The 20,623-nt window shown below is 69.2% G+C and carries 20 protein-coding genes; 13 read left to right on the top strand and 7 right to left on the bottom strand.

What is annotated here, in order from left to right; all coding sequences use genetic code 11:
• Positions 1-20 precede the first annotated feature (20 nt).
• The 5 genes from IU476_RS31985 (at position 21) to IU476_RS32005 (ending at position 4,736) form a co-directional block, all read left to right on the top strand.
• Positions 21-812: a pirin family protein gene (locus IU476_RS31985; protein ID WP_195106069.1), complete on the top strand. Its 792-nt coding sequence runs from the start codon at positions 21-23 to the stop codon at positions 810-812.
• Positions 813-864: 52 nt separating this feature from the next.
• Positions 865-1,371 (top strand): DUF4190 domain-containing protein, encoded by a 507-nt coding sequence (locus IU476_RS31990; protein ID WP_195106044.1) that lies wholly within the window; start codon positions 865-867, stop codon positions 1,369-1,371.
• 86 nt (positions 1,372-1,457) lie between these two features.
• On the top strand, positions 1,458-2,309 hold the full coding sequence (locus tag IU476_RS31995) for a helix-turn-helix domain-containing protein (protein WP_195106045.1): 852 nt from the start codon (positions 1,458-1,460) through the stop codon (positions 2,307-2,309).
• Positions 2,310-2,319: 10 nt separating this feature from the next.
• Positions 2,320-2,694, top strand: a complete 375-nt coding sequence (locus IU476_RS32000) for a DUF397 domain-containing protein (protein WP_195106046.1) — start codon at positions 2,320-2,322, stop codon at positions 2,692-2,694.
• Between the two features lie 59 nt (positions 2,695-2,753).
• Entirely contained in the window at positions 2,754-4,736 is a 1,983-nt protein-coding gene (locus IU476_RS32005) for a M13 family metallopeptidase (protein ID WP_438944093.1), read from the top strand.
• Here the strand turns inward: IU476_RS32005 and IU476_RS32010 are convergent.
• From IU476_RS32010 to IU476_RS32035, 6 genes are all read right to left on the bottom strand, one after another.
• A complete protein-coding gene (locus IU476_RS32010) occupies positions 4,700-5,557 on the bottom strand; it encodes a carbohydrate ABC transporter permease (protein WP_195106047.1) in 858 nt (285 codons plus the stop codon). The genes IU476_RS32005 and IU476_RS32010 overlap by 37 nt on opposite strands.
• Positions 5,554-6,477 carry a carbohydrate ABC transporter permease gene (locus tag IU476_RS32015; RefSeq protein WP_195106048.1) on the bottom strand — a complete coding sequence of 308 codons (924 nt, stop codon included), beginning with the start codon at positions 6,475-6,477 and terminating at the stop codon, positions 5,554-5,556. Before IU476_RS32015 ends, IU476_RS32010 begins: the two co-directional genes overlap by 4 nt.
• Positions 6,478-6,623: 146 nt before the next feature.
• Complete coding sequence (locus IU476_RS32020; RefSeq protein ID WP_195106049.1) at positions 6,624-7,502, bottom strand: L,D-transpeptidase; 879 nt, start codon at positions 7,500-7,502, stop codon at positions 6,624-6,626.
• Positions 7,503-7,866: 364 nt separating this feature from the next.
• Positions 7,867-9,249, bottom strand: coding sequence for a cytochrome P450 (locus tag IU476_RS32025; RefSeq protein ID WP_195106050.1), 1,383 nt, complete (start codon positions 9,247-9,249; stop codon positions 7,867-7,869).
• A gap of 146 nt (positions 9,250-9,395) precedes the next feature.
• Complete coding sequence (locus IU476_RS32030; RefSeq protein ID WP_195106051.1) at positions 9,396-10,697, bottom strand: serine hydrolase domain-containing protein; 1,302 nt, start codon at positions 10,695-10,697, stop codon at positions 9,396-9,398.
• 72 nt (positions 10,698-10,769) lie between these two features.
• Complete coding sequence (locus IU476_RS32035; RefSeq protein WP_195106052.1) at positions 10,770-11,294, bottom strand: DUF6764 family protein; 525 nt, start codon at positions 11,292-11,294, stop codon at positions 10,770-10,772.
• Between the two features lie 144 nt (positions 11,295-11,438).
• On the opposite strand from IU476_RS32035, the gene lppU reads away from it, so the two are divergent.
• On the top strand, positions 11,439-12,020 hold the full coding sequence (gene lppU / locus IU476_RS32040; RefSeq protein WP_324194484.1) for an LppU family putative lipoprotein: 582 nt from the start codon (positions 11,439-11,441) through the stop codon (positions 12,018-12,020).
• Between the two features lie 35 nt (positions 12,021-12,055).
• The gene (locus tag IU476_RS32045) at positions 12,056-13,576 is read left to right on the top strand and encodes an MFS transporter (RefSeq protein ID WP_195106054.1); all 1,521 of its coding nucleotides are present in this window, start codon (positions 12,056-12,058) and stop codon (positions 13,574-13,576) included.
• 103 nt (positions 13,577-13,679) lie between these two features.
• Here the strand turns inward: IU476_RS32045 and IU476_RS32050 are convergent, their stop codons facing one another.
• A complete protein-coding gene (locus IU476_RS32050; RefSeq protein WP_195106071.1) occupies positions 13,680-14,345 on the bottom strand; it encodes a chymotrypsin family serine protease in 666 nt (221 codons plus the stop codon).
• A 560-nt stretch (positions 14,346-14,905) separates the two neighbouring features.
• Here IU476_RS32050 and IU476_RS32055 point away from each other — a divergent pair.
• From IU476_RS32055 to IU476_RS32080, 6 genes are all read left to right on the top strand, one after another.
• On the top strand, positions 14,906-15,724 hold the full coding sequence (locus IU476_RS32055; protein WP_195106055.1) for an MlaE family ABC transporter permease: 819 nt from the start codon (positions 14,906-14,908) through the stop codon (positions 15,722-15,724).
• Between the two features lies 1 nt (position 15,725).
• Positions 15,726-16,592: an ABC transporter permease gene (locus IU476_RS32060; RefSeq protein ID WP_195106072.1), complete on the top strand. Its 867-nt coding sequence runs from the start codon at positions 15,726-15,728 to the stop codon at positions 16,590-16,592.
• A 10-nt stretch (positions 16,593-16,602) separates the two neighbouring features.
• Positions 16,603-18,087: an MlaD family protein gene (locus tag IU476_RS32065; RefSeq protein WP_195106056.1), complete on the top strand. Its 1,485-nt coding sequence runs from the start codon at positions 16,603-16,605 to the stop codon at positions 18,085-18,087.
• Complete coding sequence (locus IU476_RS32070; protein WP_195106057.1) at positions 18,084-19,112, top strand: MCE family protein; 1,029 nt, start codon at positions 18,084-18,086, stop codon at positions 19,110-19,112. Before IU476_RS32065 ends, IU476_RS32070 begins: the two co-directional genes overlap by 4 nt.
• Positions 19,112-20,107, top strand: a complete 996-nt coding sequence (locus tag IU476_RS32075; protein ID WP_195106073.1) for an MCE family protein — start codon at positions 19,112-19,114, stop codon at positions 20,105-20,107. Before IU476_RS32070 ends, IU476_RS32075 begins: the two co-directional genes overlap by 1 nt.
• The coding region (locus IU476_RS32080) for an MlaD family protein (RefSeq protein WP_195106058.1) at positions 20,104-20,623 on the top strand (520 nt) is incomplete at its 3' end. The genes IU476_RS32075 and IU476_RS32080, both read left to right, overlap by 4 nt.

The following is a 20,623-nucleotide window of genomic DNA, read 5'->3' on the forward strand; positions in this document are numbered from 1 at the left end:
GGCCGGAGAGGAGGACCACGGTGTCCACACTCACGACACCACACATCGACGTCCACCGCGGCGGCGACCGAATGAAAACCCGTGTGGCGTGGCTGGATTCGAAACATTCCTTCTCCTTCGGCGAGCACTACGATCCCGAAAATACCCACCACGGCCTGTTGCTAGTGAATAACGAGGACATTGTTTCGCCGGGCCAGGGATTCGATACCCATCCGCATCGGGATATGGAGATCGTCACCTGGGTATTGAGCGGTTCGCTGGTACATCAGGATTCGCTGGGGCACAGCGGTGTGATTTATCCCGGGCTGGCGCAGCGAATGAGCGCGGGGACCGGAATTCTGCATTCGGAGAAGAACGATTCGTGGCGGCTGGCGCCGGAGCAGGGCGGCACCGCCGAGCACGTCGAGCCGGTGCACTTCGTGCAGATGTGGGTGGTCCCGGACGATTCCGGCCTGACCCCCGGCTACCAGCAACTGGAGATCGACGACGAGCTGGCCGGCGGCGGCCTGGTGACGGTGGCCTCGGGCCTGGCGCAGTATCGCGACCGCACCGCCATCGCCATCGCGAGCAGTCATTCCGCCCTGCACGTCGCGCGCCTGCCGGGTGCGGCCGAGAGCGCGCCGGTGACTATTCCGGAAGCCCCCTATCTCCATCTGTTCGTCGCGCGCGGCGAACTCGAGATGGAAGGCGTCGGCACCCTGTACGAAGGCGATGCGGTACGCCTGACCCGCAGCGGCGGGCAGCGCCTGGTGGCCGATTCGCCGTCGGAAGTTCTGGTGTGGGAGATGCACGCGCGGCTCGGGGCGCAATAACATTTCAGAGCGCCCGAACCCGGCATATCGGCCGGGCAACGAGAGGACAGCCATGTCGGAGTACCCGCCGCCCGGTCAGTACCCGCCCCCGCCCGGGCAGTATCCCCCGCCGCCGCCGGGCGATTATCCGCCGCCGGGAAATCAACCGGGGCAACCCTACTGGCAGGAATCGCCGCAGCGTAAAGGCCTGGCGATCACCGCGCTGGTGTTGGGTATTCTCGCGGTTCTCGGTCTGCTGATCTTCTTCGGGGCCGTAATCCTCGGGCCGTTCGCCGTGTTGTTCGGCATCATCGCCGCGGTCAAGGCGCGGCGCGGCACGGCCGGTGGGTTCGGGATGGCCGTCACGGGCATCGTGCTGGGCGTGCTCGCCCTGGCCGGTGCGGTCGCCGAGGCGATCGTCGGCTACAGCTTCTTCGTCAACCACGGTGGCCGCGACTACATGGACTGCATTCGCGACGCGGGCAGCGACCAGTCCAAGGTCCAGCAGTGCGAGGACGATTTCCGGCAGACCTTGGAGAACAACCTGAGTGTCACGCGCACGCCGCAGCCGACGCGCTGAGCGACCGGCCGCCGACCTCGCGGTCTCCGCAATTAAAATGACAATAGTCACACTTTGTCGGGGGTCTCGGCGTACCATCACCTCCCATGGCTCCGCTGTCCCCCACGGTCGCCCGCTGGGAATTGGTCCTGCGCCTGCGAGAACTGCGTGAGAAGCGCGGCTTCGATTCGGCCACCTTCGCCAAGCGAGTCGGATTCACCCCGGCCAACTGGTCCCATGTGGAGAAGGGACGCCGGGTTCTCACCCTCCACACCATCGGCCCGGTGCTGGATCTGCTGGAGGTCTCCGGCGACGAGCGCGACGAACTGCTGGCGCTGCTGGCCGCCAGCAAGGAGCGCGGCTGGTGGGCCAAGTCGTCGGCGCTGATCGGCCTGGAACTCCAGCGCTACTACGGCATGGAGTACGGCGCGGACCACATCCGCAGCTACGACAGCCTGGTGGTGCCCGGCCTGCTGCAGACCGAGGCCTACGCGCGGGCGCTGATCAGCGCGGACGTGATGATCCGGCCGGTGCAGGTGGAACAGCTGGTGGCGGTGCGGATGCGCCGGCAGCAGCGCCTGCGCGGCCCGGACCGGGTGCGGCTCACCGCGGTGGTGAGCGAGGCGACGCTGCTGCAGCAACTGGGCGGCGCGACGGTGCTGCGCGGACAACTGGAATACCTGCTGGATCTGCTCGACGACCTCGACACCGTGGACGTGCGGGTGATCCCGTTCAGCGCACCGGCGGGCGCGATCCTCGGCGGCTCCAGTTTCCACCTGCTCGATTTCGCCGGGGCCGGGCTGCCGACGTTCGCCTGGGCCGAGAGCGCGGTGTTCGGCGGTGCCGTCGAGAACCCCGAACAGGTCCGCGACCTGGCCTTCGCCTACGCCCGCGCGCTGGACCAATCCCTCAGTCGCAGTGAGTCATTGGCGCTGATCAGAAAGCACGCCCGCGTGTAAGCTCCTGCCCATGCCAAGCACCGTCAGGTACCGGCCCGAGGCCACCGGCTGGTTCACCTCGACCCGCACCAACAACGGCAATCAGTGTGTGGAGGTCCGGTTCGACGGAGCCGCGGTGCAGGTCCGCGACAGCAAGTACCGGCGCGACCCGGCCCGCCGCCCGGCGGACGAGCCCGTCCTCACCGTCACGGCGGGCGAATGGATGGACTTCCTGGACGGACTGCGGGGTCGGCGGTCGAACGCCACGGGCCTGGTCGCGCGCACGGCGGCCGACGGCACCACCACGCTGACCAGCGGCGGTCTCGCGCTCACCTACACGCCCGGTGAGTGGGCGGCGTTCGTGGCCGGCGTCCGCGACGGCGAGTTCGACCGGGTGCCGGTGTAGGCGCCGCCGGGCGGACGAGGCCCCGGCAACCACTCCGGCGGATCGGCATACTGGAGATCGTGACTGCCGACTTGACGACCCCCTCGGGCCTCGATCTGACCTATCGCGACGACGCAGTGCGGGTGCAGGACGACCTGTTCGCGCACGTCAACGGCAAATGGCTGGCGAGTTACGAGATCCCGGCCGACCGCGCGGTCGACGGCGCCTTCCGCACGCTCTACGACCAGGCCGAACTCGACGTGCAGCGAATCATCGAGAACGCGGCGGCGGCGCAGGCGGAGCCGGGCAGCGTGCGGCGCAAGATCGGCGACCTGTTCACCAGCTTCATGGACGAGGCGGCCGTGGAGGCCGCCGGACTGTCGCCCATCGCCGCGGAGCTGGCGGCGGTGCGCGAGGTCGCCGACCGCGGCGAGTTCGCGGCGTTGCTCGGCCGGCTGCAGCGTGTCGGCGTGGGCGGCGCGGTGATGTGCTACGTCGATACCGACGACAAGAACTCGCAGCGCTACCTCGTGCACGTCACCCAGTCCGGCCTCGGCCTGCCCGACGAGTCCTACTACCGCAGCGACGACTACGCCGAGATCCGCACGAAGTACGTCGAGCACATCGGCCGCATGTTCGCCCTGGCCGGCATCGACGCGGACCCGCGGCGGGTGTTCGAGCTGGAACGCAAGCTGGCGGCCGGACACTGGGACGTGGTTCGCCGCCGCGACGCCGAATTGTCCTACAACCTCACCACTTTCGCCGACCTCGTCGCCACGAATCCCGAATTCGACTGGGCGGCTTGGGCTGCCGCGACGGCCGAGGGTGTGGACCGGCCGGGCCCGGAGCTGTTCGACGAACTGGTGCTGCGCCAGCCCGACTACATGCGCACCTTCGCGCGGCTGTGGGCCTCGGAATCGCTCGCGGACTGGCAGGCCTGGGCCGCCTGGCGGATCCTGCGCGCCCGCGCCCCGTTCCTGACCGCCGCGCTGGTCGAGGAGAACTTCGACTTCTACGGCCGCACCCTCACCGGCGCGCAGGAGAACCGCGAGCGCTGGAAGCGGGGCGTGTCGCTGGTGCAGGACCTGCTCGGCGAGGCGGTCGGGGAACTGTATGTGGCCGAGCACTTTCCGCCGGAGGCCAAGCAGCGCATGCGGCAGCTGGTGGACAACCTGATCGAGGCCTACCGCCGCAACATCGCCGAACTGGACTGGATGAGCCCCGACACCCGGCGGGCGGCGCTGGCCAAACTGGAGAAGTTCACCCCCAAGATCGGCTACCCGGACCGCTGGCGCGACTACTCGGCCGTGCGCATCGACCCGGCCGATCTGGTCGGCAACTACCGCAGCGGTTACGCCGCCGACCACGACCGCGACCTGAACAAGCTCGGCGGCCCGGTCGACCGCGACGAGTGGTTCATGACGCCGCAAACCGTCAACGCCTACTACAACCCGGGCATGAACGAGATCGTCTTCCCCGCGGCGATCCTGCAGCCGCCGTTCTTCGACATGAACGCCGACGACGCCGCCAACTACGGCGGGATCGGCGCGGTGATCGGTCACGAGATCGGCCACGGCTTCGACGACCAGGGCAGCAAGTACGACGGCGACGGCAACATGGTCGACTGGTGGACCGACGCCGACCGCGCCGAATTCGCCAAGCGCACCAAGGCACTGATCGATCAGTACAACCGGTTCTCCCCCGCCGACCTGCCCGACAACCACACGGTCAACGGCGAATTCACGATCGGCGAGAACATCGGCGACCTGGGCGGCCTGTCGATCGCGTTGCAGGCCTACAAGATCGCGCTGGACGGCGCCGAGCCGCCGGTCGTCGACGGCCTCACCGGCTTGCAGCGGGTGTTCTTCGGCTGGGCGCAGGTGTGGCGCACCAAGTCTCGCAAGGAGGAGGCGATCCGCCGCCTGGCCGTGGACCCGCACTCCCCCGCGGAGTTCCGCTGCAACGGCGTGGTCCGCAACCTCGACGGCTTCCACGAGGCGTTCGGCGTCACCGAGGGCGACGGGCTCTACCTGGATCCCGCGGAGCGCGTACGCATCTGGTGAACACCCGCGGTAAGGCTCGCGAGCATGCGCCGTTGCAGGGCGAGGAACACGACCAGCATCGGTAGCACGGTGAGTACCGTCCCGGCCGTCACCGGTCCCCAGTCGGTGACGGACGGATTCTCGGTGTCCTGCAACATGGTCAGGCCGACCGGCAGCGTGGCGACGCGGGCGTCGTCGGCCATCAGGAGCGGCCACAGGTACTCGTTCCACTCGTTGACGAGCGTGACCACCGCGAACGCCGCCATCGCCGGTCCCGACATCGGCAGCACCACCCGGGTCAGCAGCCGCCACCTACCGGCGCCGTCCAGGCGCGCCGCCTCGATCACCTCCGTGGGCAGCGAGAGGAAGTGGTTGCGCATCAGGAAGGTGCCGAAGGCGACGCCGCAGAGCGGAACGATGATGCCCTGGAAGGTGTTTCGCCAGCCCAGCTGGTCGATGAGCGCGTAGTTCGAGATCACGGTGACCTGGTTGGGCACCAGCAACGCCGCGACGATCGCCAGGAACACCAGGTTCCGGCCGGGGAAGCGCAGGAAGACCAGCCCGTAGGCGCTCAGCACGCCGAGCACGAATTTCACGGCGGCGACGAGCGCGGTGACGATCAGCGAATTCCGCAGGAACGTCCCGAACGGCACGGCGGTCGTCGCCTCGGCGTAGTTGCCCGGATGCGGGCTGCGCGGCCACCACACCGCCGGCTGGGTGTAGATCTCCGGCCGCGTCTTGAACGAGGTGGTCACGATCCAGAACAGCGGGACGCCCACGAGGATCAGCACGCACACCATCGCGGCATAACCGAGCACCGCTGCCGCGCGCCGCCGGTTCATCGTTCGCCCCGTTCCATGACGCGGACCTGGATCAGCGTCACGATCAGCAGCACCACGAACATCAGAGTGGCCACCGCCGCGCCGTAGCCCGCCCGGAAGTTGCGGAAGGACTCCAGATAGACCTGGTAGGACAGGGTGGTGGTGCCGGTGCCCACCGGGCCGCCGCGGGTCGTCACGTGGACGAGGTCGAAGACCCGCAGCGAGTTGAGCAGGACGGTGATCGACAGGAAGAACGTGGTGGGCCGCAGCTGTGGCAGCAGCACCCGGGAACAGGTGGCCCAGTGGCCCGCGCCGTCGATCCGGGCCGCCTCCAACAGATCTCGCGGCACGCTCCGCAACGCGGCCAGGTAGACGACGACGGTGTAGCCGAGGTTCTTCCACACGTAGGTGACGGTCACCATGCACAGCGCCCAGTGCGAATTCTGGTAGAAGTCCGGCACATTCGACACGCCCAGCCGGTGCAATACATCCCGCACCAGGCCGAAGCCGGGATCGAAGAGGAACTGGAACGCCACCCCGACGGCCGCTCCGGAGATCACGAACGGAGCGAAGACCGCCGAGCGGACCACGTTGCGGCCGAACAGTTTCCGGTCCAGCAGCAGCGCCAGCGCGAGCCCGAGTACCAGGCTGCCGACCACCGCGCCCAGCGTGAATACCACTGTGTTGGTGACGATCTGCCAGGAATCGGCGCGGCCCAGCCACTCCCGGTAGTTGCCGAGCCCGATGTAGTGCGCCGGTGCGCCGGAAAGGCTCCGGTCGGTGAACGAGAGCCGGATGTTGTCGAGCAGCGGCCGGTACACGAACAGCCCGAGCAGTACCAGATTCGGCGCGACCAGCACCACGAACAGCGCGTAATCGGTCCAGGGGCGCCCCCGCAGGCCGCGTACCCGAGGCAGTACTCGTTCGGACCCGGATCCCACCGCGGCAGCTTGACGGCTCGGAGCGACCGACCGGTTAAGCGCCGATGCCCACCCATTGAACTGTGGATGCGCATCTGCCCCCAACCAGCACGACGGCCCCGGACGAGGTCCGGGGCCGTGCGGTGTGCGTTCGTGTCAGCGGGAGATCAGTTCCAGTCGCCCATGCCGTCGCCGGCGCTGAAGGTGCCGGTGGAGTTCTTGACGATCACCGGGTCGCCCTTCTGCGCGTTCTCGAAGAACCACTGGGCGTCGGCCGGGCTGACGTTGAGGCAGCCGTGGCTGGTGTCCGACACGCCCTGCTGCGCCACCGACCACGGGGCCGAGTGCACGAAGATGCCGCTGTTGGACAGGCGCGTGGCGTACTCGACCTCGAGCTTGTAGCCCTCCGGATCGGTGGTCGGGACCCCGTAGGTGGAGGAGTCCATGATCATCTTCCGGTTCTTCTCACCCACGTAGTAGGTGCCGTTGGGCGTCTCGTGCTTCGCCTTGCCCATCGAGGTGGGCATCTCCTTGATCACCTCGCCGTTGCGGGTGATCGTGATGGTGTGGGTGGCGTCGTCGGCGGTGGTGATCACCTCGTCGCCGATCTTGTAGGCGACCTTGGTGCCGCCGGCCTCGACGGTGATGTCGGAGTTGGCGGGCCAGAAGTTCTCCGGCCGCCAGCGCACCTGCTTGTCGCCGTACCAGTAGAAGTGCCCCTGGGTCGGGTTCGAGGAGGTGATGCGGATGGCCTTCTCGGCGGCGGCGTGGTCGCCGACCGGCTCCTTGAAGTTGATGACGACCGGCTGCGCCACGCCGACCACGTCCCCGTCGCCGGGGCCGATGTTGGGGGCGGCGAAGTTGGCCTGCGGCAGCGGCGGCGGATTCTTCAGCGGCGCGGCGCCCGGCTCGGGCTGCGGTTGCGGCACCGCGGCGGGTGCGCCCGGTACCTCGGGGCCGCCCGGCCACAGCGGTGCGGCCGAGGCGGGTGCGAAGGCGATCGCACCGGCGGCGGCCGCCGCCAGCGTTAGCACGCCGATTCGCATCGTTCGGGTCGCCGTGTCCCGTGCGGGTCTCCGACAGGTGGTGGTGCGCACAGCCGTTTCGTCCTCTCCATCCTCATTTCGCACGCGGACTCGCGAGCAGGAAGATCTGTGGTGCGTGGGCTTCACGGCCGGCCGTGAAGCGGGACCCCGACCCGGCATCCATTACTACATCTCGCGGAGACCCACGCCAATGGCCTTCCGCCGGTTATGGAGATCGACCGACGGGTGTGCGATGCGTCACCGCCCTGCCGATCGGCCCCGCGACCGGGGCGTCTGCGCCGTTCGCATCGGCGAGTCGGCGGGCGGCTCGCGGCCCGTCGCGCGAACCGGACCGATACCCCTACAAACCTCATTGTGAGGTAAATCACTCTCGACTGGCGGATCGCGGACATGCCGACACGATGTCGAAGGTGATGCCCGCGTGCGGGCCGGTGGCGATGTTGTGCGGCACGGCCAGCGGGATTCGGCCGCGCGCGTACCGCGGCGACAGCGCCGGGACCACCCGGGTGAGCAGCGTGCCCAGCACGATGCGGAGTTCGTAGTCGGCGAGCGCGGCGCCGAGGCAGCGGCGATGGCCGCCCCCGTAGGGCGCGAACTCGAGCGGACCGTAGTGCCGCTCGAGGAAGCGTTCGGGCCGGAACAGCGACGGCTCCGCCCAGATCGCCGGGTCGGAGTGCAGCAGCGGCAGCGCGATCCCCATCGTGTCGCCGGCGGCCAGCGCCACCCCGGACAGCGCGAACGGCTCGGTCAGCCGGCGCAGCACGATCGGCACGGGCGGGTGCAGCCGCAGCGTCTCGTGACAGACCGCGTCCAGGTACGGCAGCCGCGCGAGTTCGTCGGGCGGGAGTTCGCCGGCGTCGTCGAGTTCGGCGCGCAGCCGCCGCAGCGTGTCCGGCTGCCGGTGCAGCCGGAACAGCGCCCACACCAGGCTGGTGGCGGTCGTTTCGTGCCCGGCGACCAGCATGGTGCGCAGGTGGTCGCGCAGATCCTCGTCGGAGATCCCGGTGCCGTCGTCGTAGCGGGTGTGCAGGAGCATGCCGAGGATGTCGGCACCCGGCTCGCCCGTGCCGCGCCGCCGCGCGATGTCCGCATCGATCAGGGCGTCGAGGCGGGCGCGCGCGGCTTCGAACCGGTCCCACGGCGCGCGGTCGAACGCGCCGCGCCGCAGCGCCGGGACGAGCATCAGCGGACCGCTGAACGCCGTCAGGAAGGCGCCGACCGCCGCGGTGTACTCGGCGCGCCGATGCGGGTCGTCCACGCCGAACACCGCGCCGAGGATGACCCGCAGCGTGATCGCGCGCGCGGCGGCCCGGGCGTCGACCCGCGTGCCCGGCCGCCACGGCGGCGTGCAGCCCGCCCCGGCCAGCTCGTCCACCGTCGCCTCGCGAATCACGGTGCCGTAACGGCGAATTCGATCGCGGTGAAATGCCGGGGCCAGCAGTGTCCGTTCCCGCCGGTGCCGTGCCGCGCGCGCCAGAATCAACGACGCCGAACCGACCAGCGGCTCTATCGGATTCGGTTGCGGCGGTTCCAGAATCTCGCGCGGGGCGCGCAACAATTCCTTTGCGCCCGAGGCGGTCCCGGTGAACAACACCGCGCCGAAACCGGGAAACCGGACGAAGAACGGGTCGCCGTCGCGTTCGCGCCGCCATCGGAAATACCGTTCGAAATCAATTCCGGCCCACAACGCGTGCGCCAGCGTCAGCCGCGGTACCCGCGGCCGCGGGTCCGTCGATCGCGCGTTCATACGACTCGACACGTAGCCCGACGCCGACTGGTTCGAACGTCCGGAAATACCGCCACGGGACCTCCCCGCTGCTCGTCACCGAAGTGCTGCTCAGCTCATGGTCCGTGCGCCCGTGCGGCGGCTCCACCCCTACGGGCGCCGCGCCCCTAGCGACCCGGGCGGCCGCGGTCCCGGAGCACGGCCGCGCGCGCCAGCCCCGCCAGCCGGGCCAGCCGCCCGTCGCCGATGGTGGTGATCGAATTGCCGAGGCGGTTGGTGACGAAGGCGACCGACATGCCGAGTTCGGGATCGGCGAACGCGCCGGAACCGCCGACACCGTAGTGGCCGAACGCCTTTCGCGGTGGATGCCGCGACAGCACGGGCGGCCGGTGATAGCCCAGCGTGAACGGCACCTGCACACCGAGTACGTAGTCGCGGTGCCCGGTGCGTTGCACGCGGTTGATCGTCTCGATCGTCTCCGGGCGCAGCAGCGGCGTCTCGGCGAGATCGTGTGCCGGAGCGTCCGGCGCGAGCCGGCCTTCGTTGGCCAGCGCCCCGTACATGCGGGCGAGGGCGCGCGCCGAGAACACTCCGTTGAATCCGGGGATCACCGCGTCGTGCACGCGCGGGTCGACGACCATCAGGTCCAGCCCGGCGGGCATGCCGGCATCGGCCACCGCGGCCAGCACGCGGGCGCGGGCGATCATGGAAGAGGCGGTGTCCCAGCGCATTCCGGGCACGTTCAGGCGCGGGAAGGTGCGGGCGATGCGGTGCTTCTGGTCCGGCGGCACGCGGTACCAGAATTCGGGGGTGTGCAGCGGTTCGGCGATCTCGCGGTGCAGCACCTCGGTGAACTCGTCGCCGGTCACCCGCTGCACGAGTTCGGCCACCAGCCAGCCGAAGGTGACCGCGTGGTACCCGGAGGTCTGCAGCCGCCGCGGGTCGGGCACGGCGTCGGCCAGCGCCGCCACCATGGCGTCGTAGTCGAGGATGCCGTCCGGATCGGTGGCCAGACCGCGCACCCGGTGCAGGCCCGCCCGATGCGACAGCACGTCGCGGACCGTGATCGTGTCCTTGCCGTGCGCGGCGAACTCCGGCCAGTACTCCGCCACCGCCGCGTCGTAGTCGATCAGGCCGCGCTCGGCGAGCCGGTGCAGCACGGTCGCCGCCACCCCCTTGCCGGTGGAGAAGCTGAGCGCCACGGTGTCCTGCTGCCAGCGCCGGTGCGGGGCCGAGTAACCCGCCCACACGTCCACCACCGGGCGGCCGTGCAGGTAGACCGCGAACGCCCCGCCGCCGCGCGCGGGCCGGCCGAACATCCGGAAGAACCGATCGACCACCGGCACGAAGCGGGGATCGATGACCATCTGTCCCGCCGACTCGACGGGGACGGCCGCGGGATCCGGCGACTCGGAGCGCGTCCCGGCAGGCTCGGATCCCGACTCCGAAAAAGGCGCTTCCGCGGTCATGCCGCCCCTCCTGTCGCCGCTGCGATGCGGCCGTCGTGCACGGTCCGCCGCGTGCGTCGCGGACCCGGAAGGTCAGGGTAACGCGGCGGCGGCGGTGCGCCAGAGCCCCACCGGCGTCGCGAGACACCCCGCGCCGCTGTGCGAATCCCAGGCCACCGCCGCCGAGCCCAGGCAGGCGACCGTGTGCTCGCGGGAATCGAGCTGGGCGCGGGATCCGTTCAGCGCCACCGTGATTCCGACCCGTTCGCCGGCGGGTGCCGCCCCGAGCGAGGTGAACGCGTAGGCGTCGGGGCCCAGGCCGATCGCGACCGGCAGCCCGGCCGCACCCTCGCTGGCCCCGATGCCCCCCGCGGCGCCCACGCCCAGCGCCGTCGCCCCGGCGGTGGCCTTCGCGTAGCCGACGCCGTCCAGACCGGCGGCACGCGCGTGCCCGGAGTCGTCGGCGGCGGCCCGGCAGGCGGTCCGTCCGTCCACCAGCGTGATGTCGCGGCCCTCGGCGGAATCGCAATGCACGTCGGTTGCCGAAGCCGCACCGGCGGCACTGACGCAGGCCCCGACCGCGGCCGCCGAGCAGACGATTGCGCTGATCAGCTTCACGGAGAACTCCCTTCGGGCCGACCTCCTCACCATACCCAGATCGTTTGCTGCAACGCCGGATCCGACTCGCGCGGGGCCCGGTTCCGTGACCGATCACACCCGGTGGCGGCACCAATGTGAAGCATCGGCGGTTAGCATGTGCCGGTGCGAATTCTGTTGGCGGCGGCGGCCGTTGTCGCCGCCGCGGGCCTGGCCGCCTGCGGGTCGACCATCAGCGGCCACCCGTCGGCGGGTGACGGCAGATCCCTCGTCAACGCCGCGACCAGCAGTGCGCGGTCGGCGCCCAGCACCTCTCCTGCGAAACCGACCACCGGTGGCCACGTCGACTTCCACGCCGAGATCGGCGACTGCGTGACGCTGGGCGGCAGCAACGCGGAGGCCACCATCGCCGAGGCGGCGTGCGGCAGCGCCCAGTCCAATTACAAGGTGATCGGCAAGGCCCCGACCTCCGGCCAGTGCGCCACCGACGCCGACAACGTCTACTACGAGGAACTGCGCGGACGGGAGACCGGCGCGCTGTGCCTGGACCGCGACTGGGTGATCGGCGGGTGCATGGACCTCGGCGGCGACGTCACCAAGCGCATCGACTGCGGCGCACCGGCCGTCGAGGGCGTGCGGGTGCTGAGCATCCTGCAGAACACCGACAGCGTCGACGCCTGCCCGCACGACGACGGCGGATTCGTCTACGAGCAGCGCAAATTCGTGGTCTGCGTGCAGGATCTCTGACCCGCGGCCGGGCCGGGACCCGTAGCGTGGTGCCGATGAGCACCACGCAGCTACCGCGGCTGAACTCGGCGACGGGCCGCTGGATCGTCCTGGCCACCGTGCTGGGGTCCGCGGTGGCCGCGCTGGACGCGACGGTCGTCAACATCGCACTGCCCCGGATCGGCGCGTCGCTGCACACCGGGGTCGCCGGGTTGCAGTGGACCCTGAGCGGCTACACGCTGACGCTGGCCTCGTTCATCCTGCTCGGCGGCGCGCTCGGTGACCGGTTCGGCCGACGTCGGATGTTCGTCTGGGGCACCGTGGGTTTCGCCGCCGCCTCGGTGCTGTGCGGGGCCGCGGTGAACATCCAGATGCTGGTGCTCGCCCGGATCGTGCAGGGCGTGGCCGGTGCGCTGCTGACGCCGGGCAGCCTGGCGCTGATCTCCTCCTCCATCGACGACCGAGACCAGGGCGCGGCGATCGGGCTGTGGTCCGGATTCGGCGGCATCGCCGGCGCGCTCGGCCCCTTCCTCGGCGGCTGGCTGATCGAGGTGGCCGGGTGGCGGTCGCTGTTCCTCATCAATCTGCCGCTGGCCGCGGTGGTGGTGGCGGTGACCGTGCGGCACGTGCCCGAGAGCCGCGACCCGCACGCCCCCGATCGGCTCGATGTGCCCGGCGCGCTGGTGGTGGCGCTGGGGCTGGGCGTGCTGACGCTCGGGCTGATCCAAGCCGTGCCCCTGCTCAGCGTCGCGGGGTTGGTACTGCTCGGCGTCTTCGTGGTGATCGAACTGCGCAGCGACCATCCGCTGGTGCCGCCCGCGTTGTTCACGGGCGCGGCGACAGGCGATGGGGCCCGGCGCGATCCGCACTCCGGGCGCGTCTTCACCGCGGCCAACTTGGTGACGCTGGCCGTGTACGCCGCGCTCGGCGGCGTCTTCTTCCTGCTCGTGCTGCAGTTGCAGCAGGTCTCCGGTTATTCGCCGCTGGCCTCCGGGGTGGCGACGCTGCCGGTCACGATGCTGATGCTGGTGCTGTCGGCGCCCGCCGGGCGGTGGGCGCAGCGGCACGGGCCGCGGCTGCCGATGACCGCCGGGCCGCTGCTCGCCGCGGCCGGGGTCCTGCTGCTGTTGCGGATCGGGCCCGACGCGGCGTCGCTCACCGGCTATCTGCGTGCGGTGCTACCGGGGGTCTTGGTCTTCGGGCTGGGGCTGTCGGTGCTGGTCGCGCCGCTGACCGGGGCGGTGCTGGGCGCGGTGCCCGCCGGCGAGGCCGGTATCGCCTCGGGCGTGAACAACGCCGTGGCCCGCACCGCGCAATTGCTGGCCGTGGCCGCGCTGCCGGGCCTGGCCGGAATCTCCGGATCGATCGGGGACGCCGCGGTGATCGACCACGGCTTCACCGTCGCCATGCGGATCTGCGCGGCCCTGCTGGTGGCGGGCTCCGTACTGGCGGGCGTGCTGCTCGGTACGCCCCGCCGCCCCCGCCCCGCCCCGCACACCGTCGACTGCCTGCCGCAATGCGCGGTCACGGGCCCGGCCGTCCAGCCTCGCCAGTCGGAACACGCTGCGGGGCAATGAGTAGATGTCGCCCCGCCAGCCGGATCGTGTTGCGGGGCAGTGATACCCACACGAAACGGGGCGGTGAGGAATCCTCACCGCCCCGTGCGTTCCGAATGCCGGATCAGATCGGTGCGAAGCCCGCGCCGGTCCGGCCGCGGCCGTTGAGGTCCGCCATGATGGCGCTCATGTTGGTGCCGACCTCGGGGCCGAAGCAGGCCACGGCGAGGTAGGCGTTCACCATCGCGACCAGCGTGTTGCCGACCACCACGGGGGCGCCGGAGTCGCCCTCCACGACGCACATCTGCGTCCACGTCTCATCGGTCTGGAAGATGTCGCCCCAGGTGATGCCGCAGGTGTTGCCGGTGGTCCGGCCCTCCTTGCAGACGATCGAGGGGAAGGCCGGCGGCGCTCCGACGGCGCCGATCGTGACGTTGCCGACCCGGTTGACGGGGACGACCTTGTCGTTGAATTCGATGACCGCGTAGTCCAGCTCGTGGTTGGAGTAGGCGAAGGTGCCGATCTCCCCGGCGCCGCGATCCTGCTCGGACCACACCTTCGAGCCCGCTTCGCCGCAGTGCCCGGCGGTGAGACCCACCAGGCGCCCCGCCGAGTCGTGGCCGATGGTGGTGACCGTGCACTCGAACTGGTTGTCGATGATGATTCCGGAGCCACCGCCGATCACCGGCCCGGGGTCCGCGTGCGCGACGCCCGCCCCCGTCCCGAGCAGTGCCGTACCCACGGCGACGGCGAAGGCGGCCTGAGCCACCCTGGCGAGTTTGTTGAACATGTCCCTCCAGACGTCGGAAGCCCGCACGATATCAGCCATGTAGTACTACATCCTGTCAGTATTCGTGCCCGGGCGCGCTCCGTACTGCTGCTTCGCCAGCCGCATCGACGGCCGGGTTCGCGCCGTTACGCCGGGGTCCGAGGCGTCCCTGTTTTCCGCCCGTCACCCGGCGCGTCGCGGCCGGCGCGACACCCCGCGACGATGACCTCAATTCCCCGCACCGCGCGGATAGCCTTTTGTGCGGGGATTGCGGAAGTGCCGGAATTTAGATTATTTCAATCCGGGAAAAAGTGGGAGAGGGGAAGTTGGGCAACCGTTCAAGAAACTGTAACGGGTTCTAGAAAATAACGTTGTTGTTTGTGGTTCGACCCAACTACATGTCGCCGATCACAGTGGTCCGGTAAGCGTGATCTGCGTCTATGACGGCAAGCACACATTATGGTGTGTTTCTCCTAACTCCGTAGTAAGGTGCGTCAAGCAAACAGTCGCCGGGGCAGGTAACCGGCGTCGAGAGGGGTTAGTCAGTGCAGTTCACCAACAGTCCGCCGGCAGGGTCACGGATGAGTGGGGCGGTCGACTGGACCAAGGCGTACTGGCAGGACCATCCCAAGCGTTCGCTGGAGACCTTCGGTCGCCAGATCACCATGGGCATCGCGGCCGTGGCCGAGCTGTTCGTGAGCATCTTCCGGCGGCGCTTCCCGTTCGGTGAGTTCGTCCGGCAGTGCGCGTTCATGGCCAGCGTCGCCGCCGCGCCCACGCTGCTGGTCGCGATCCCGATCGGCGTCATCGTCTCGATCCAGGTCGGCTCGGTCGCCGGGCAGGTCGGCGCGACCTCGTTCATCGGCGCCGCGAACGGCCTGGGCATCATCCAGCAGGGCGCCCCGCTGGTCACCTCGCTGATGATCGCCGGCGCTGTCGGCTCGGCCATCTGCGCCGATCTCGGCTCGCGCACGATCCGCGAGGAGATCGACGCGATGCGGGTGATGGGCGTCGACCCGATGCGGCGGCTGGTCGCCCCCCGGCTGGGCGCGGCCATGCTGGTGTCGGTGCTGCTGTGCGGCTTCGTCGTCTTCGTCGGCTTCCTGACCGGCTACGTCTTCAACGTCTTCGCCCAGAACGGCACGCCGGGCTCCTACATCGGCACGTTCTCCTCCTTCGCGGTGGTCGCGGATCTGATTGCCGCCCTGGTGAAGTCGCTCATCTTCGGCCTGCTCGCCGCGATCATCGCGTGCGATTCCGGGCTGAACGCCCGCGGTGGCCCCGGTGGTGTCGCCAATGCGGTGAACACGGCCGTGGTGCTGTCCTCGGTGATGTTGTTCGGTGTGAATCTGATCATCACGCAGATCTACAACACCCTGTTCCCCTCACAGATGGTCTGAGCTGGTGTCGTCAACCTATGTACCGCCGCTACTGCGGCCTTTTCAGCGGATCCGGTCGTCGGCCACCGCGCCGCGCGACTGGCTGGCGCGCATCGGTCACCAGGTGTTCTTCTTCCTGCGGTCGATCGGCTCGATGCCGTTGGCGTTCAAGCACTATCCCAAGGAAGTGTGGCGCCTGCTCTCGGATGTCACCTGGGGCAACGGCAATATCGTCGTCGGCGGCGGGACCATCGGCGTGGTCCTCATCCTCAGCGCGTTCGGCGGCATGACCGTCGGCATCCAGGGCTACAACTCGCTGAACCTGCTCGGCCTCGGCCCGATCACCGGCGCCGTCTCGGCCTTCGCCACCACGCGCGAACTCGGGCCGATGCTGGCCACGGTCGCCTTCGCCTCGCAGGCGGGCTGCCGGTTCACCGCGCAGCTGGGCGCCATGCGCATCTCCGAGGAGATCGACGCGCTGGAGTCGCAGGCCATCCGGCCGCTGCCGTACCTGGTCAGCACCCGCATGATCGCCGCGATGATCGCGATCATCCCGCTGTACTGCCTGGCGCTGCCGTTCGCCTACATCACCTGCTCGCTGACCGTGCAGCTGATCGGCGGCACCGCCACCGGCACCTTCCAGCACTACTTCTATCAGTTCCTGATCCCGCACGACGTGCTGTGGTCGTTGCTGAAAGCGATTGTCTTCGTGGCGATCACGACCTTCATCCAGTGCTACTACGGGTTCTTCGCCTCCGGCGGTCCCGAGGGCGTGGGTGTGGCCGCCGGTCGCGCCATCAAGCTGTGCATCATCGCGGTCGTGTTCGCCGACCTGTTCATCACCTTGGCGGTCTGGGGCATCAACCCGGGCATCAGGATCTCGGGGTAAGGGGCAGCAGATGATCATCGATCCGAGTGGCCGCGGACCGACGATGCGGCAACTGCTCATCGCCGGCGCCTGCGGGCTGACCGTCTTCGCGCTCATCCTGGCCTTCCTGATGGCGCGCTACCAGGGCAAGATCCTGCATTCGGTCGTGAAGGTCACCGCCAACATGACCACCACCGGCGACGGCCTGCCCGAGAACGCCGACGTGAAGTTCCGCGGCGTGCTGGTGGGCGCGGTCAAGGATGTCTCGGTGGCCGCCAAAGGCGAGCTGCAGCAGGTGAACCTGGAGATGAAGCCGGAGTACATCGACGAGATCCCGGCCAACGTCACCGCGCGCGTGGTGCCCAGCAACCTGTTCGCGGTGACCTCCGTCGAACTGGTCTACAACGGGCCCGACACCGCGTCGCTGCACGCCGGTTCGCAGATCCCCGAGGACCGCAGCGAGGGCACCATCGCCCTGCAGGACACCCTGACCACGGTGCGCGCCATCCTCGACAAGATCGACCCGGTGCAGCTGGGCCGCGTGCTGAGCACGCTGTCCTACTCGCTCGAGGGCGGCTCGCGGGTGCCCGGCTCGACCGTGGAGCGGCTGGACAACTGGCTGACCCAGGTGCGCGGCGCGGTGCCGAACGTGGATCAGACGCTGAACGACTTCTCCTCCTCGTTCCACGCGCTCAACCAGTCCGCGCCGGAATTGGTCGGGGTGCTGGCCGATTCGGTCAAGACCGCGCAGACCATCTCCGACAAGCGCCAGCAGCTGGCGGATCTGCTCGCCGGCACGGCCGGCACCGTCGACAAGGTGAACGCGCTGTTCGCGCGCAACCCCGATCTCGGCAAGTCGATCACCGCCGGCACCAGCGACATGTTCGGTGCGCTGGCGTCCGACCCGGCCGCCATCCCGCAGGCCATCGCCAACCTGAATCGCTCGGTGCGCCAGCTGAACACGACCTTCCACTGGGGTCCGCAGCGGCAGATGGTGTGGAACCTGGGCATCACGTTCACCCCGTACAAGCCGTACGACCGGTCGGACTGCCCGCGCTACGGCGAGATGGCGGGTCCCAGCTGCGTCACCGCGCCGGACGTGGTCGAGCTGCCGCCGCTGCCGGAGTCGATGAAGCCGCGCGCGCTGGACGCCGCGCAGGGCCTGCCGCCCGCGGTGCCGATGCCGGGCCTGCCCGACCTGCCGGGGCTGACCCCCCAGCAGACGGCGCAGCCGACGGGACCGCTGCCGGCCAACCCGTTCGCGGGCACGCCGCTGGGCGGACTGTTCCAGCAGTTCCTCCCGGGCGCCGCCGCGCCCGCCCCGGCCCCGGTGCAGCCGGCCGCCGACGCGGCGCCCACGCATCCGGCCGCGGCGCCGATCGCGGGCGCCTACACCGGTGACGCCGCCGTCGAGGCCCTGCTGGGCCGCAAACCCACCACCGCCGAATACCTGCTGCTGAGCTCGATCCTGAGGGGTGGAACCTTGCAAGTCACCGAAAGCGGTGCAGCCCGATGAGCATTCGCAAGCCGCTGATCGGCTTCGGGATCTTCGCGATCGTGTCGGTCCTGGTGACGGTCCTGGTGTGGAATACGTTGGCGCGCAACGTCGCCGGTTCCACCCGCACCTACTCGGCGACCTTCAGCGACGTGCTCGGCCTGCGGGTCAACGACGATGTCCGGATGGCCGGGGTGCGGGTCGGCAAGGTCGAGAAGATCGAGCTCGACGGCCAGCATCGGGCCAAGGTCACCTTCGTGGTGCAGGACGACCAGACGCTGTTCGGCAACACCAAGGCCCTGGTGCGGTATCAGAACCTGATCGGCCAGCGGTACGTGGCGCTGGCCCCGGGCACCAAGGGCGACGCGGCGCCGCTGAAGAACAAGGGCACCATCCCGCTGGACCAGACCGAGCCGTCGTTCGACATCTCGGGCCTGCTCAACGGTTTCCAGCCGCTGTTCCAGGTGCTGCAGCCGGAGCAGGTGAACAACCTGTCCACCACGTTCATCCAGGCACTGCAGGGTGACGGGGTGTCGCTGAGCACCTTCCTCACCCAGGCCGCCGCGCTGGCGGGCGACTTCCAGCGCCGCGACGCCATCCTCGCCGACGTCATCACCAACCTGTCGGCGACGATGCAGGGCCTGGCCAAACGGGGCGACGAATTGGAGACATTGGTGACGCAGACCCGCGCGCTCATCGGCGGGCTGTACGACCAGGGTCAATCCCTGCAGCAGTCGACGGTGCAGATCGCCGACGCGACAACGGGATTGGTGAACATGGTCGGACAGATCCAGCCGAAGCTGGCGCAGGCGCAGCGCTCCACCACCGACGCGCTGACCCTGCTGATCGAGAACGGCGCCAAGCTCGACCAGGCCGCCGTGGACATGCCGAACATCATGGCCGATCTCGGCAAGTTCACGCAGAACGGCGCCTACGCGTCGGCCTACATCTGCAGCCTGGACGTCTCGCTCTACAACATCCTGCTCCCCCGCGGTCTGCTCACCCAGATCGGCGGCAACTCGCACTCGGCGGTGTGCCGGCCATGATGACGAAGCTCAAGACCCGTTTCAACAGCAATCGCTACTTCTGGCTGGGCGTGCTCGGCGCGGTGCTCATCGTGGTGTTGCTGATCGCCTCCAGCGGTTACAAGAAGCTCGGCGTCGGCACCCAGGACATCAAGGCGGAGTTCGCCCAGACCGCCGGCGTGCGCGTCGGCGACAAGGTCAACGTGTCCGGCGTGCCGGTGGGCAACGTCTCCGGCGCCGAACTCGAAGGCGACCACGTGCTGCTCACCCTGCAGGTGAACAACGACGTGAAGTTCGGTCCGGACGCGAAGGCCTCGATCAAGATGGCCACCCTGCTCGGCGCGCGCTACATCAACCTGGATCCGGGCGACGGCTCCGGGTTGAAGGGCAAGCGAATCCCGAAGAACAACACCCAGGTTCCCTACGACCTGGCCGATGTGGTGCAGGTCGGCACGCCGAAGTTCGAGGCGCTCGACACCAAGAAGCTGGCCGAGTCGTTCCAGGTGATCGGTGCCCAGATCGACGGTCAGCCGCAGCTCACCGCGCAGGCGCTCGACAGCGTCGGCGCGCTGGCCAAGACCATCAACGACCGCCGCGACCAGGTCGACCAGTTGCTCAAGGATCTCGACCGGGTCACCACCATCCTCGGCGACAACCGCAACAGCGTGCTGCTGGTGATCACCCAGGGGCAGGCGATCGCGGGCCGGGTGATGGAGCGGCAGGCACTGCTGCGGCAGCTCCTCGACAACATCGCCGGGCTGACCAAGCAGCTGCAGGAGATCGGCGCCGAGAACGAGAACCAGCTCGGCCCGACCATCGTGCAACTCAACACCATGGCCGAGGGCCTGCAGAAGAACAAGGACAACCTGGACCGGCTGCTGCAGACCATGCCGGTCGGAATCCGGCAGCTGAACAACGCGCTCGGCGACGGACCCTACGGCGAGGTCGGCCTGCCGTGGCTGTTCCCGGACAACTGGTTGTGCTTCGCTCGAATTCACGAGGGGTGCCAGGGATGACAGTGATGCGCGCCGCGAAAGCGGCGGTGCTCGGTGTGGCGGCGCTGGCGATCGGCAGTTGTTCGGTGGTGCCCACCGACGTCCAGGACGCGGTCGGCACGACACAGCACATCACCGCGGACTTCCGCAATATCGCCGGCATGTTCGAGGGGAACCCGATCACGGTGCTCGGTCTCGAGGTCGGCAAGGTGGACAAGATCGTGCCCAAGGGGCAGTTCGTCGAGGTCCACATGGTCGTGAAGAGCGACGTGAAACTGCCGAAAGACGTGACGGCCGCGCTGATCTCGCCGTCCATCGTCACCGATCGCCACATCGAACTCACCCCCCGCTACACCGGCGGGCCGACCCTGCCGGACAAGTCGCACCTCACCGTCGAGCGCACCCGCACGCCGGTCGAGCTGGACACGATGATCAAGACCATCGACCAGTTCGCCGACGCGCTCAAACCCGCGCCCGGCGAGAAAGAAGGCCCGCTGTCGGGCACCCTGCTCTACGACATGGTCAACGGCCAGGGCG

This window comes from Nocardia blacklockiae (genome assembly GCF_015477355.1).
Taxonomy (GTDB): Bacteria; Actinomycetota; Actinomycetes; order Mycobacteriales; family Mycobacteriaceae; genus Nocardia; species Nocardia blacklockiae.

What these genes read in the sequence shown, in the direction of transcription:
- IU476_RS31990 (WP_195106044.1), top strand. Translation starts at nt 865, where the DNA reads ATGTCGGAGTACCCGCCGCCCGGTCAGTACCCGCCCCCGCCCGGGCAG.
- IU476_RS31995 (WP_195106045.1), top strand. Translation starts at nt 1,458, where the DNA reads ATGGCTCCGCTGTCCCCCACGGTCGCCCGCTGGGAATTGGTCCTGCGC.
- IU476_RS32000 (WP_195106046.1), top strand. Translation starts at nt 2,320, where the DNA reads ATGCCAAGCACCGTCAGGTACCGGCCCGAGGCCACCGGCTGGTTCACC.
- IU476_RS32010 (WP_195106047.1), bottom strand. Translation starts at nt 5,557, where the DNA reads ATGAACCGGCGGCGCGCGGCAGCGGTGCTCGGTTATGCCGCGATGGTG.
- IU476_RS32020 (WP_195106049.1), bottom strand. Translation starts at nt 7,502, where the DNA reads ATGCGAATCGGCGTGCTAACGCTGGCGGCGGCCGCCGCCGGTGCGATC.
- IU476_RS32025 (WP_195106050.1), bottom strand. Translation starts at nt 9,249, where the DNA reads ATGAACGCGCGATCGACGGACCCGCGGCCGCGGGTACCGCGGCTGACG.
- IU476_RS32030 (WP_195106051.1), bottom strand. Translation starts at nt 10,697, where the DNA reads ATGACCGCGGAAGCGCCTTTTTCGGAGTCGGGATCCGAGCCTGCCGGG.
- IU476_RS32045 (WP_195106054.1), top strand. Translation starts at nt 12,056, where the DNA reads ATGAGCACCACGCAGCTACCGCGGCTGAACTCGGCGACGGGCCGCTGG.
- IU476_RS32050 (WP_195106071.1), bottom strand. Translation starts at nt 14,345, where the DNA reads ATGTTCAACAAACTCGCCAGGGTGGCTCAGGCCGCCTTCGCCGTCGCC.
- IU476_RS32055 (WP_195106055.1), top strand. Translation starts at nt 14,906, where the DNA reads ATGAGTGGGGCGGTCGACTGGACCAAGGCGTACTGGCAGGACCATCCC.
- IU476_RS32065 (WP_195106056.1), top strand. Translation starts at nt 16,603, where the DNA reads ATGATCATCGATCCGAGTGGCCGCGGACCGACGATGCGGCAACTGCTC.
- IU476_RS32070 (WP_195106057.1), top strand. Translation starts at nt 18,084, where the DNA reads ATGAGCATTCGCAAGCCGCTGATCGGCTTCGGGATCTTCGCGATCGTG.
- IU476_RS32075 (WP_195106073.1), top strand. Translation starts at nt 19,112, where the DNA reads ATGACGAAGCTCAAGACCCGTTTCAACAGCAATCGCTACTTCTGGCTG.